This window comes from Streptomyces sp. NPDC058284 (assembly GCF_042881135.1).
Taxonomy (GTDB): Bacteria; Actinomycetota; Actinomycetes; order Streptomycetales; family Streptomycetaceae; genus Streptomyces.
The window spans coordinates 45,527-57,654 of sequence record NZ_JBHVYE010000004.1; the positions used below are offsets into that span (position 1 = coordinate 45,527).

Annotated in this window: 12 protein-coding genes; 5 read left to right on the plus strand and 7 right to left on the minus strand. The window is 69.4% G+C overall.

From position 1 onward, the window contains the following. The first annotated feature begins 15 nt into the window (after positions 1-15). A complete protein-coding gene (locus tag ACFVYR_RS07900; RefSeq protein WP_384253319.1) occupies positions 16-2,559 on the plus strand; it encodes a discoidin domain-containing protein in 2,544 nt (847 codons plus the stop codon). Between the two features lie 221 nt (positions 2,560-2,780). Here the strand turns inward: ACFVYR_RS07900 and ACFVYR_RS07905 are convergent, their stop codons facing one another. Continuing rightward, positions 2,781-3,188, minus strand: coding sequence for a type II toxin-antitoxin system PemK/MazF family toxin (locus ACFVYR_RS07905; protein ID WP_384253318.1), 408 nt, complete (start codon positions 3,186-3,188; stop codon positions 2,781-2,783). A 196-nt stretch (positions 3,189-3,384) separates the two neighbouring features. On the opposite strand from ACFVYR_RS07905, the gene ACFVYR_RS07910 reads away from it, so the two are divergent. Beyond that, a complete protein-coding gene (locus ACFVYR_RS07910; protein ID WP_384253316.1) occupies positions 3,385-3,723 on the plus strand; it encodes a pyridoxamine 5'-phosphate oxidase in 339 nt (112 codons plus the stop codon). A 558-nt stretch (positions 3,724-4,281) separates the two neighbouring features. Here the strand turns inward: ACFVYR_RS07910 and ACFVYR_RS07915 are convergent. Further along, positions 4,282-4,707 (minus strand): tautomerase family protein, encoded by a 426-nt coding sequence (locus tag ACFVYR_RS07915; RefSeq protein ID WP_384253314.1) that lies wholly within the window; start codon positions 4,705-4,707, stop codon positions 4,282-4,284. Positions 4,708-4,744: 37 nt separating this feature from the next. Next, positions 4,745-5,446, minus strand: coding sequence for an SDR family oxidoreductase (locus ACFVYR_RS07920; RefSeq protein ID WP_384253312.1), 702 nt, complete (start codon positions 5,444-5,446; stop codon positions 4,745-4,747). Positions 5,447-5,537: 91 nt separating this feature from the next. On the opposite strand from ACFVYR_RS07920, the gene ACFVYR_RS07925 reads away from it, so the two are divergent. After that, the gene (locus tag ACFVYR_RS07925; protein ID WP_384253409.1) at positions 5,538-6,020 is read left to right on the plus strand and encodes a winged helix-turn-helix transcriptional regulator; all 483 of its coding nucleotides are present in this window, start codon (positions 5,538-5,540) and stop codon (positions 6,018-6,020) included. Positions 6,021-6,146: 126 nt separating this feature from the next. On the opposite strand, the gene ACFVYR_RS07930 is transcribed toward ACFVYR_RS07925, so the two are convergent. Further along, positions 6,147-6,608 carry an amidase family protein gene (locus ACFVYR_RS07930; RefSeq protein WP_384253310.1) on the minus strand — a complete coding sequence of 154 codons (462 nt, stop codon included), beginning with the start codon at positions 6,606-6,608 and terminating at the stop codon, positions 6,147-6,149. Positions 6,609-6,983: 375 nt separating this feature from the next. Between ACFVYR_RS07930 and ACFVYR_RS07935 the strand changes: the two genes are divergently transcribed. Beyond that, positions 6,984-7,739, plus strand: a complete 756-nt coding sequence (locus ACFVYR_RS07935; protein WP_384253307.1) for an SDR family oxidoreductase — start codon at positions 6,984-6,986, stop codon at positions 7,737-7,739. Positions 7,740-7,835: 96 nt separating this feature from the next. Here ACFVYR_RS07935 and ACFVYR_RS07940 read toward each other — a convergent pair whose 3' ends face one another. Together ACFVYR_RS07940 and ACFVYR_RS07945 are read right to left on the minus strand one after the other, a co-directional pair. Continuing rightward, entirely contained in the window at positions 7,836-8,489 is a 654-nt protein-coding gene (locus ACFVYR_RS07940) for a response regulator (protein ID WP_384253305.1), read from the minus strand. Next, positions 8,486-9,688 (minus strand): sensor histidine kinase, encoded by a 1,203-nt coding sequence (locus ACFVYR_RS07945; RefSeq protein ID WP_389611470.1) that lies wholly within the window; start codon positions 9,686-9,688, stop codon positions 8,486-8,488. Before ACFVYR_RS07945 ends, ACFVYR_RS07940 begins: the two co-directional genes overlap by 4 nt. Before the next feature lie 122 nt (positions 9,689-9,810). Here ACFVYR_RS07945 and ACFVYR_RS07950 point away from each other — a divergent pair, with 122 nt between their 5' ends. Then, entirely contained in the window at positions 9,811-10,773 is a 963-nt protein-coding gene (locus ACFVYR_RS07950; RefSeq protein ID WP_384253300.1) for an SDR family NAD(P)-dependent oxidoreductase, read from the plus strand. A gap of 440 nt (positions 10,774-11,213) precedes the next feature. Here the strand turns inward: ACFVYR_RS07950 and ACFVYR_RS07955 are convergent, their stop codons facing one another. Beyond that, positions 11,214-12,083, minus strand: a complete 870-nt coding sequence (locus ACFVYR_RS07955) for a DUF5937 family protein (RefSeq protein ID WP_384253298.1) — start codon at positions 12,081-12,083, stop codon at positions 11,214-11,216. Positions 12,084-12,128: the final 45 nt, after the last annotated feature.

A 12,128-nucleotide genomic window follows, 5' to 3' on the forward strand; every position in this document is an offset into this window, starting at 1 on the left:
TCTCCGGGGGACTTCATGCCGACCCGTCTGTTCGCATCCTTTCCGTACCGCAGACTCAGATCCACCGGCCTCATAGCGTTCGCGCTCGCCGCCGTCGTCGCTGCGCTGCTTCCGTTGACCGGAGGCAGCCCGGTCATCGCGGCCGCCGGATCCGGCGCCACCGCAGCTCCCGATCCTCGGCACCCGATGGCGGCGCCGCACGAACCCGTGGTGCCGGCCGACGCCATGGAACCCACCGCCCCCGTCCTGCCCAGGGACGGCTGGACCGTGTCCGCGAGTGACGAGGAGACCGCGTCCGAGAACGGACGCGCCGTCAATGTGCTCGACGGCAGCACCGCCACGTTCTGGCACAGCAAATGGAGCGGCACCGCCGCGCCGCTGCCGCACACCCTCACCGTCGACATGCACCGGACGGCCGTCGTATCCGCACTCGTCTACCAGCCGCGCGCCAGCAGCGCCAACGGCAGGGTGGGTTCGTATGTCATCCATTTGAGCGCCGACGGTACGAGTTGGGGTTCCGCCGTCGCCTCCGGCACCCTCGGCGACGACGCGACCGCCAAGACCCTGAGTTTCGCCGCGCAGGGAGCCCGCTACGTGCGGCTCACCGCGACGAGCGAGGCCGGCAACCGCGGCCCCTGGTCGTCCGCGGCCGAGCTCAACCTCCTCGGCGACCCCGGCTCACCCGCCTCCGTGGTCGACCTGTCACGGACCGGGTGGACGGCGACGGCGAGCGACGAGGAGGCGGGCGCCTCGGCGAACACCGCCGCCAACGTCCTCGACGGCGATCCGGACACCCTCTGGCACAGCCGGTACTCCGGTACCGTCGCGCCCCTGCCGCACAGCATCACCATCGACATGAAGAGCGCCCGCGACGTCTCGGCTCTCACCTACCAGCCGCGCAGGACCGGGGCCAACGGCCGGGTCGGCGCCTACACCGTCACGACCAGCACGGACGGCACCACGTTCGGGGCACCCGTCGCGAGCGGCACCTGGAAGGACGACGACACCGCCAAGGGCGCCACCTTCTCCCGCACCGTCAGCGCGCGTTACGTGCGCCTGACGGCCACCACGGAGGCGGGCGGGCGCGGGCCGTGGTCCTCGGCGGCGGAACTCCGTCTCAGCACTCCGGCGAACCCGGCGACCGCCGGTTCCTGGGGTCGGGTCACCGGATTCCCGCTGGTTCCGGTGGCCACCGCCCTGCTGCCGAACAACAAGCTGCTCGCCTGGTCCGCGTACGGAGTCGACCGCTTCGGGGGAAGCAACGGCTACACCCAGACCGCGATCATGGATCTCGGCAGCGGAGCCGTCACCCAACGACGGGTCGACAACACCCGGCACGACATGTTCTGCCCCGGCATCGCGGTCCTGAAGGACGGCCGGGTGCTGGTCACCGGCGGCAGCAACGCCGAACGGGCCAGCATCTATGATCCGGCCACCGACGCCTGGTCGGCGACCGGCGACATGAACATCGCCCGTGGCTACCAGGCCATGACCCTGCTCTCCAACGGCGACGCCTTCGTCCTCGGCGGCTCCTGGAGCGGCAGCCGGGGCGGCAAGAACGGCGAGGTCTGGTCGCCGTCCACCGGCACCTGGCGGGGGCTGCCCGGCGTGCCGGTGACCAACACCATGACAGCCGACCCGGCGGGCCCCTACCGGGCCGACAACCACCAGTGGTTGCACGCGACGTCGGGCGGCCGGGTCCTCCAGCTGGGACCAAGCAGGCAGATGAACTGGATCTCCACCCAGGGGGACGGCTCCGTCACCGCCGCCGGAACGCGGGCAGACAGCGCGGACGCCATGAACGGCAACGCCGTCGCGTACGACATCGGCAAACTCCTCACACTGGGCGGTGCGACCGCGTACGAGAACACGACGGCCACCCGGCGCGCGTACACCGTCGACCTCAAGGGCGGCGGTACACCGGTGGCCGCCCGCACCGGTGACATGGACTTCGCCCGTTCCTTCAGCAACAGCGTGGTCATGCCGGACGGCAAGGTCGCCGTGTTCGGCGGGCAGTCCTATCCGGTCCCGTTCAGCGACGCGACCTCCTCGCTCACACCGGAGATATGGGACCCGGCGACGGGGCAGTTCACCCGCATGGCAAGCATGGCCGTGCCGCGCAACTACCACAGCGTGGCCAACCTGCTGCCTGACGGGCGCATCTTCTCCGGGGGCGGCGGCCTGTGCGGTGACTGCGCCACCAACCACGCCGACGGGGCCGTCTTCACCCCGCCTTACCTGCTCAACGCCGACGGCACCGAGCGCACCCGGCCCGTCATCACCGGCACGGTGCCCGCCCACGTGGCCAACGGGGCGGCCGTCCCCGTGACCACTGACTCGGCGGTCACCTCGTTCGCCCTGGTGCGGGCGGGCGCCGCGACCCACTCCACCGACAACGACCAGCGGCGCGTACCGCTCACCTTCACCCGCAACAGCGCGACCTCGTACACCCTCGACGTCCCCTCCGACCCGGGGGTGGCACTGCCCGGCAGCTATCTGCTGTTCGCGCTCAACTCGGCCGGGGCACCGAGCAAGGCCCGGATGGTCAGCGTGGACTGACGGCGCGCACGACGAAGCCCTGCTGAACAGATGGCGGGGCTTCGCCGTGCGGGCTTGGCCAAGGCACGGACGCCGACATGCAGATGGGACCCGATGCCATCGGCGGGATGCAGGGAGCAACGAGGTGGACCTTGCTCAACTGCTGTGCCAACGACGGCGCTCATCGTGACTGACGGTTGCCGAGTCGAGGGCACTGAATCGGCAACCCCTCGACTACCCGGCTACTCAAGTCCACCGAGACGGAGGGCGTCCCTCAATTCGCTGAGCTTCTCGGTCGTCGCCGGGGTCCGCTCCTTCGCCTGTCCAGCGAGTCGGAGGGCATCCTCGATCTCTTTGAGTTTCGCGTACGACAGGGCGCTTTTCGCCCGCTCGATCAGGTCCTCCCGGCACACGGTGGTCAGCCACGTACAAGGGGTGAAGCCCGGACACGGGAACGCGAACCGCAGCACGCCTTCAAAGGGCAGTCCTTCCATGGCGCCTACTGCCACTTCGACGCCCAGACCGCTGATGTCGACGCCCGCCGGAGCCACGACCTGCATCACCCGGATCCCGGCCGCGTCGCCTTCCGACAGCAGTACGACCGGGCGCCGCTCGTCGAACTCGATCCACCAGACTTCGCCACGTTGCACATGTCCTCCTGACCCAGGACCGCATGCGTTCGCCGCGTGACCCTGACGCGCTGTGGAGACAGGTGCGGCCACGTTGATCATCAGTATGTGAAGACAAACGATCACGTGGTGGCCGCAGGTCACAGCGTAGACCCTGCCCGCTGGCAGGAGGTGTTCGTTGGCCTGATGAGCCGGATGGCCGGGCGGTTCGCGCGGGTTGAACGAGTATTGTGTCCGGCCCGCTCACGGCCCGGCCCATCGGCTCAGCTGGTCCGCCCGGCGACGCAGCCACGTCCGCAAAGAGCCGCGCGTGCGCCTGGCGCTACCGGACACCTTCGACGTGGTGCTCCTCCAGGGGGAGGCGGAGTGCTTCCCGGACCAGGAGGTGCCCGGAGACGCAGCGGAGGCCTTCGCCGACAAGTTCGGATGGGATCCGCGCGTGGATGAGGGTTCCTTTCTGTATGTACGCGTGACCCCGAGGATTGTGCGCGCTTGGCGCGGCGAGCCGGAACTGCGGGGGAGAGTCATCATGCGCGACGGAATGTGGCTGGAATAACGGCCGTCCCTCGCCGACGCGCCTCCCTCGGATCCCGATCTGCAGCTGGAGTGTTAAGACGTTGTCCTATGTGGTGAGGCGGAGTAGAACCTCAGCATGGGTTAGGAAACGCGGAGTTGGATCGTTCCAGACGCCAGACGGGCTGTGGAAGATCGCGAAGCCATTGCATCCGGCCCGGACACCGTCGTCTTGCGACAGACCACTGGAACGCCGCACCCCTCTACTGCGTTCCGTGTTCGTAGCCGGCACTGCGGCATGGCGAGCCGAACTTCCTTGAAGCCGTGCCGTTTCGCACCCGGGCCTGTTCAGGTGGACGGCGGTGACCAGTTCGTGGGCGACCTCGGGTACGGGTACGCCATGGCCCCGCAGTCTGCGGGGCCACGGCGGCCATGGTGTCGTCGATTCTTCAGGGCCCGCCCTGCCGGCCGCGCTCACGGCCCGCACGGCGGCGCCAGGGAAGCCCCCGGTTCGCGCTCGGCCTCGGCTGGGTGAGGGCACGCACCGGCGCCCTGACGGCAGTGCGGCTCTTTTGTTCCGGGGGTGGCCCCGGCGGCGCGATCAGTAGGGGGACGCCGAATTCGTCTCGGCCCAGAGCTTCTCGGCGTCGGAACCTGCCGGGGGCGGCACGAGCCCGTTGATCATCCAGAGGTCATCGCTGGTCTCGTCGATGTGAAACTCCCAGTGCAGCCCTGCGCTCCGTTCGAGGTGGGGCTGCAGCATGCCCCTGATCCATTGGGCGGTTCGGCGCCGGCTCTGCTGGTCCGGGTTGCGGCGGGCGATGTGGTCGATGGTGATGCGAACTCCGGTCGGGGTGGGCTCGCCGCCGACGTAGAAATCCTCGGGCCGGGTCTCGCGGAAGAGCGTGACCACGTAGAACCGGGGCAGGCCGACCTGTTCGTAGTGGTCGGCGATGTGGGAGGCGAGCTGGTGCTTCTCCGCGTCGGTGAAGGTTCCGGGCGTGTGGTGAATGGTCCACAGTGGCATGGCGGTTGCTTACTCCTCGAAATGTCGGGACGGGGCGTCAACGGGCGGGCGAGAAAGTCAGGTGTTCCACGGGGCCGGACAGTGCCGCCTTGGCGGTGGCCGAGGCATCGTCCGCGAGCACCTCCGTGGCCTCGGCCTCCAGGCCGTCGACGATCCGCGCGGCCACCTCGGTCGGCGGCGCCTTCGGCAGTTGGAAGGCGGAGGTCATCCCGGTGTCGATGAACCCTGCGTGTACGCCGACGACCTGGGTCTTCTGGCGCCCCAATTCGAGTCGGAGCGAGTTCGTGACGGACCACGCCGCCGCCTTGGACGCCCCGTAGGCGCCGCTGCCGGCCAGCCAGGACAGCACGGAGTGCATGTTCACCAGGGCGCCTCCGCCGTTCGCGGCCAGGATCGGTGCGAACGCTCGTGCCACCCGCAGCAACCCGAAGACGTTGACGTCGAACGTCTCGGTGACGCGTTCGAGGTCACCCGTGAGCAGCGGAGCCGGCAGCAGGACTCCAGCGTTGTTGAACACGATCTCGGCATCGGCGGCGGCCTCCGCGAGGGCGGCGGCCGACTCCGCCGAGCGGACCTCCAGTTCGGCGGTGACCACCTCCGGGCGGTTGTCGGTGTACGCCGAGCGCGCGGTCGCGTACACCTTTCGCGCCCCGCGTGCCAGCACCTCGTCCACCAGCGCCGCGCCGAGCCCCCGCCGGCCCCCGGTCACCACGACCACCCTGCCTGCTACTGCAACCACAACATCTCCCACCTGGATAACGAAGTCGTTAGCCAGATGGAAGCACGCCTCGCTGGATAACGCAATCGTTAGTTACAATGGCGGGGTGGCGATGAACTTCGAGGAGCGGCTGCACGACCGGGACGCGTGGTCGGTCGGCGACGGATGCTCGGCGGCACGGGTGCTGGACCTGCTCACCACCAAGACGGTCTTCCTGGTGGTCCGCGAATGCTTCTACGGCACCACCAGGTTCGAGGACTTCGTGGAGCGGATCGGGGCCTCGGCGCCCGCGGTGTCACGCGCACTCAAACAGCTCAAGGCCGCGCAGATCGTCGCGCCCGTTCCCTACCGGGAACCGGGGAGCCGGGCCCGCGAGGAGTACCGGCTGACCGAGGCCGGCGAGGACCTGCTGCCGGTGTTCCTGTCGCTGATGCAATGGGGCGACAAGTACCTGCAGGAAGGCCGCCCGCCCCTGACGTTCGTCGAGGCCGGCACCGGCCGCTCGGTACGGGCTGGCGTAACCGCCGACCCGGCACCGGAGGTGGCGTCCGACGACATCGAGATCCGGCTGAACCCCGCCTGGGAGCGCAGCTGAACCGGACCTCCCGGCGAACAGGCCAACCTCAGCGGCACTTCCTGCACCCCAACCGCCGCCGCCGATTGCCGTGAATGCGCATGGGCGACATCGGTTCCGGAGGCGGCGTGCGCCCCGCCCCCAACTTCACCCGCCTGCGCCGGCGACCCGGTGCCATGGGGTGCGCGCCCGTTCCCGCCCCGAGCGACTGCGGCTACCGGCTGACACGCACGTCCCCGGCCGTCGGCCACCAGGACCTCGCCGCAGTGGGCAGGCTGCCGCCCCGCGAGATGCGTGGGAGGCCGTGCCCGTCATCGTCGGCAACACCGTCCCATCCTCGCCGTCGACGCCGTTGCCTGCGCCATTGCCGCGGGGCACGCGGGCGAGGCGGTCTAGGTGGTCGAGACGGGCCGCAGCTTGCAGTGGGACCAGTTCCTGGCTCACCCCCCCGGAGTCCGTCGCGGAGTCCCAAGGATCGCGGGTTCTGCTGACGCGCGGGTCGGCCGTCTCGGCGCAGTACGAGAACTCCGGCAGATTCGTCCCGGCCAGAAGGACGCCCCCGGCAGTCCGGAGCCGGGTGCTCACCACGTACGAGACGGACCGCGACATCCCGCGCGCCGTCGAAGCAGGAGTCGCCGGTTACCTTCTGACCTCGCTTCAGCACCCACGCCCACCGCGCCGGCCTACACGTCCGTCCACGCCACGCCCATGCTGCTGCGCAACCACACCCTCGGTGTGCTCAATCTCTTCCGCCGCGCCCCGGCAGGCCTCCGACGGTGGGCCGGCGTCGCAGTCGCGGCGTTTTGATGATGTCGCCGCCGAAGGTGAGGCGGCCGACGATGGCGGCACACAGCTGCGGATCGGTGAAGGTCCTGGTCTGCGGCACCGCCGTTCGCCACCAGGAAGGTGGGGGGAATAGGGCCATTCATCAGTCGGTTGTCGGAAGTTGATCACGTATATGCGCTGCACCGATAAGGAACCGCCATGAGCCAGCTGCCCCTTGACACTGAAGCCCACCACGACGGGCGCCTCGAAGGGCGCACGGTCGTCCTGATCGGCGGTGGTTCGGGCATCGGGCTGCGGGTCGCGCATCACGCGGCCGCTGCCGGCGCTCGCGTCGTCCTGGGAGGCCGCACTCCCGAGCGACTGGCCGCCGCGGCGGAGCGGGTGGGTGACTCGGCGACCTGGCGGGCCGTGGACGTCACGGACGGCGCCTCGCTCGCGGCGTTCTTCGCGGAACTCGACCGCGTGGACCACCTGTTCACCTCTGCCGCCTCCTACCAGGTGGGCCCGATGCTCGAGCTGGACGACGACGCGGCGGCGAGCCCGTTCGTCTCCAAGTTCTGGGGCCAGTACCACGCCGTGCGATGCGCCGCGCCGAAGCTGGCGGCGGATGGCTCCGTTGTGCTGATGTCCGGTGCTGCCGGGGCCCGGCCCCCGGCGCCCGCACCCGCCTACGCCGCCTGCAACGCGGCGATCGAAGGACTCGGGCGAGGATTGGCCCTTGAACTCGCACCGGTCCGCGTCAACGTCGTCTCGCCCGGCACCATCGACGGCAACCTCTGGGCGCAGCGACCGGCCGCAGACCGTGAAGGCGCCTTCGCGCAGTACCGCAGGGACACGGTCCTGCACCGGCTCGGCACCGAGGACGACATCGCCCACGCCGTGCTGTTCCTCTTCACCAACGGCTTCACGACCGGTTCCACCCTCTATCCCGACGGCGGCTACACCCTGCGGTGACCCCATGCGCGGGCCGGCGGACCGTGGCCCCGGGCGTTTCGGCTCCGCGTTGCTGTGCCCGTCTCGGTGCGGAGGGTCTCTCGCAGCAGGGGCGTGTCAGTCCGCAGTGATGCCGGTGAGGACGGCGAGAACGGCGAGACGGATGCGGTTGTCCCGGCCCGTCTTCGTCATCAGGTTCGCTACATGCGTCTTCACCGTGGTGACCCCGAGATGCAGCCGGTCGGCGATCTGCTTGTTGGACAGGCCCACGCCGAGCAGGCCGAGTACTTCCCGCTCGCGGGGGGTGATGGCCGGCACGGGGATGTCCGTAGGCGTGTCGGAGGAGGGCCGGGCCTGGAGAGCCTGAGTGACGAGGCGGTCAAGGATGTCCCGGCTGAAGGGTGCCTCTCCGTTGGCGGCCCGGCGTACGGCGTCCAGGAGTTCGGCCGGTGGGGTGTCCTTGACGAGGAAGCCGCAGGCTCCGGCCGCGAGTACCGGATACAGGTGGTCGTCGTCGTCGAACGTGGTGAGGGCGACGACCCGGGTGGCAGGGCGCGCCGCCAGGATACGGCGGGTGGCCGTGATGCCGTCCATGCCGGGCATTCTCAGGTCCATGAGGACGACGTCGGGGGTGAGGCGTTCAGCAAGTCGTACCGCCTCTGCTCCGTTGTCGGCCTCGCCCTGGATCTCGATGTCCTGAGCCTGCTCGAAGAGCATGCGCAGCCCCATGCGGACGAGTTGCTGGTCGTCGACGACGAGGATGCGGATCACAGCTGGGGCTCCATGTCGGGTGTGAAGGCGGGCAGTTCGGCCGTGAGTCGCCAGCCCTGAGCTGCGGGGCCCGCGTGCAGCCGGCCGCCGAGCAGGCTCACGCGTTCGCGCATGCCGGTCAAGCCGTGTCCGGTCGGGGCCATGGCCGGTGGTCCGGTTCTTCCGGCCCCGTCGTCGTGGATCGTCAGGTGCACGGCGTCATCGGCCACTCGCACGGCCAGCTCGGCGTGTGCGCCGGGTCCGCCGTGCTTGGCCGCGTTGGCCAGGCCCTCTTGTGCCAGGCGGAGGACCGCGAGGCCCCGTACCGCGTCGAGCCGTGCGACACGGGGATCCACGGAAGCGGTGACGGCCAGGCCGGTCTGGCGGCTGTGTTCCACCACCGACTCCAGTGCCGCCGCCAGTGCCCCGGGCGAGACCAGTGAACCGGTGTCGGGACCGGTATGGTCCGGGGCGCGCAGTACAGCCACCAGGCGCCGCAAATCAGCCAGTGCCGCGCCGGCGCTCGAGTGCATGTCGTCGAGGACTTCGGTGATCCGCGGATCGGTGGTGCTGGTGGCGGTGATGACATGTCGGGCGACGCCAACGCGCAGCACCATGGAGGAGACGTGGTGGGCCACGAGGTCGTGCAACTCGCGCGCGATGGCGGTGCGCTGCGCTGCGCGGGCGGCCAGCAGCTGTTGTTCGGCGCGGAGTTCCTGCTGTTCTGCCTGTTGACGGGCGTGCACTGCGGCGTCGCGGGTCACGCGTACGTACGCGCCCAGGAGCAGTGGCAGGCCCGCGACGATGCCCATCTTGTAGAGCACCGGCAGAAGTTCGCCGGGCAGGTCCTCAAGTCGGTTCACGGCAACGGCAAGCGCCAGGGCCGTCGTCCCGGCGGCCAGGCGGCGCCCGGGCTGTCGAACCGCCAGCTCGAAGAGCGTCACAGCGGCCAGCACCTTCAACGAAGAAGCGGTGCTCGAGCCCAGCGTATGTGCGACAACGAGCAGGACCGACTGCGCCAGGAGCGCGCCGAACGCCCACTTGCCCGCGGCCAGGCACAACACGAGCCCGGCTGCGGCGAAGCCCCAGTCCTGTGCTCCGGACGGCCGCTGCAGCAGCAGGAAATCGCCGATCAGTAGGCCGGCGAGCGCCAGGACCCGTATGACGGCGAATCTGCTGTCGAACGCAAGCTCGATCCAAGATCGGTTCACGTGGGCCACGATAGGCGGACGCCCGTGCTTTGGGGTCCTGCCGTGGGAGGAGGGCAGCTCCTCCTGCCGGCCGCGAGGTCCGGCCCGATGACGGAGTGGTGTGGCCGGGACGGGCTGACAGTGTGCTCGTCATGGATACGAACGCGAACACGGACATGAGCCCCAACGAGGTCGCGAATTCCGCGGCCACGGGGCGGCGGTCCCTCCTCGGTGGTGCTGCCGTCCTGGGCCTGGCGGGCGCGGCCTTCGGCACAACCGCCCATGCGGTCGGCGCCCAGTCCAGGTCCCGCACCGAGGTCGGCCGCTTCCAGGGGAAGTCAGTGCTCATCACGGGTGCCACCTCGGGCATCGGCAGGGCGGCGGCGAAGGCGTTCGCCCAGGAAGGTGCCCATGTCGGATTCTGCGGCAGGCGAGCCGCCTTGGGACGCCAGGTGGAACGGGAGATACGGGACGCGGGCGGTGAAGCCACATACATGCAGGCAGATGTCCGGGTAGCCGCCCAGGTACTGAGCTTCGTGGACCGGGTCGCGAGCCGTTACGGCGGCATCGACGTGGCCTTCAACAACGCCGGAATCGGCAGCGGCAAACTGCCCCACGAGATGAGCGTCGAGGAGTGGGATGACGTCCAGTCCACCAATGCCCGAGGGGTGTTCCTCGCGATCAAGTACGAGATCCCGCACATGCTCAGGGCGCAACGCGGCGTCATCATCTGTACTTCGTCGTCAGCGGCCGAACAGGCGCGGCCGAACGGCGCGGCCTACACCGCAAGCAAGCGGGCGGTGCAGGGCATAGTGAAGTCCGCAGCGCTCGCATACGGCCCCAAGGGAATCAGACTCAACGCTCTGCTGCCCGGCACCACTGACACCCCCTTCGTCCGCCCGCCGGGCATCCCGGACGCGGAATGGGCCAAGTACAAGCAGGCATGGGGCCCGCTCAACGTCGACGGTCTCGAACGGATGGCCGACGCCGAAGAGATCGCGCGCGCAGTGCTCGGGCTCGCGTCCGACGACTTCCCCTACATGACGGGTGCGTCGGTCACCGTGGACGGCGGCAGCACCACCGGCCGGAAGATGATCCAGCCCAGCGGTACCTGAGGCTGGGCTCTTCGCCCTTGCCGCTATTCACCGAGACGCCAGGATAGGAGCGGAGCTCACACGGTCGCTCAGGACACGGTGGCGACGCGTGTGCTGCGGCCGACGCGCAGCACACGGCATGGGAACTCCCCGCGGCGAACCAGGTCGTAGCCCTTCACCCTTGAGAAGCCCAAGGCCCGCGAGGCGTCTTCGACGCGGACTCGGTGACGGATCCTTCAGCGTCAGCTTCCGGCGATGACGTCTTGCCCGATGCGTGCGAAGTGACCGTCTGTTGTCCGAGCGGCGTGTTACCGGCACGGTGGGGGCGATACGTGTCCATGAGCCCGATGAACTCCCACCCCCCACCCGTCAGTTGCACGCGCGTCATGCAAGACGGTCTGCCGGTGCAACACCACTCACGAGGGCGAATCCCGCAGCTCGATCACGACGCGGTACGCTCCCTAACCGCGGGCCTCTTCCAGCAGGCCTGCCGCGTGTGCGGTCCGCTGGTACAACACGTAGCGGCCGTCTCTGACCTTGGTGACGAGGCGTGCGCGGTGCAGGGCGCTGAGGTGGTAGGAGACGGTGCCCGGGGTGTATCCGGTCCGGGTGGCGAGTTCCGTGGTGGACCGGGGGGTTTCGAGGTCTGCCAGCAAGGCGGCTCGGGCGTTGCCGACCACTTGCGCGATTTTTCCGGACCTGTGATCCCGGCCGGCTCCGATCCGCTGGGCGGGGTAGTAGAGGACGAGCTGCCCGGGGGTGTCGACCTGGATGATGACGTCGGGCCAGTTGAGCACGCTGGGGGCGAGGACCAGGTCCCGGCCGGTGACATCGATTTCACCGTCCCACGGCTTGGCGAGGGTGACCGCGTTGCCTGCCCAGGCGATGTCGGGGTGGAGTGCTCCGAGCGCCCGGCCGACGCCTTGGGTGGCGATGGCGGTCGCGCGGTGTGCGATGTCCTGATCGATGATCGAGTGCAATTCGGGCCAGCCCTCGGCCAGGGCATCGCGCCAGAACCGGGCGAGACCGTTGGCGAGATGTCGCTGCATCCGTCCCGATTCCGCGATCCGGCGGGTGGTGGCCAGCAGCGGCCTGTTCCAGTGGGTCCGGGTGTGGGTGAAGACCTGGGTTTCGAGGTCTTCCTGCGCTGCGGCCTCGATCTGCGCGATCTGCTCGTCGAGCAGATCGCGGCGCTGTGTGTGCGCTGCTGGCTGAGGGGTGAGCAGGTCAGGTCTGTAGGTGTCGCCGTTCTGCGGCAACAGGTCTGCGAGCAGGGCGACGTCCGGATGAGCGAGTGACGCGCGGGCGAGTGGTCCAGGATCTCCGAACACTGGGTGCCGTCCCGACGCGGCGGTGAGTTTCAGCCATGCTATGGA

What these genes read in the sequence shown, in the direction of transcription:
- ACFVYR_RS07900 (WP_384253319.1), top strand. Translation starts at nt 16, where the DNA reads ATGCCGACCCGTCTGTTCGCATCCTTTCCGTACCGCAGACTCAGATCC.
- ACFVYR_RS07915 (WP_384253314.1), bottom strand. Translation starts at nt 4,707, where the DNA reads ATGCCACTGTGGACCATTCACCACACGCCCGGAACCTTCACCGACGCG.
- ACFVYR_RS07925 (WP_384253409.1), top strand. Translation starts at nt 5,538, where the DNA reads ATGAACTTCGAGGAGCGGCTGCACGACCGGGACGCGTGGTCGGTCGGC.
- ACFVYR_RS07930 (WP_384253310.1), bottom strand. Translation starts at nt 6,608, where the DNA reads ATGTCGCGGTCCGTCTCGTACGTGGTGAGCACCCGGCTCCGGACTGCC.
- ACFVYR_RS07935 (WP_384253307.1), top strand. Translation starts at nt 6,984, where the DNA reads ATGAGCCAGCTGCCCCTTGACACTGAAGCCCACCACGACGGGCGCCTC.
- ACFVYR_RS07950 (WP_384253300.1), top strand. Translation starts at nt 9,811, where the DNA reads ATGGATACGAACGCGAACACGGACATGAGCCCCAACGAGGTCGCGAAT.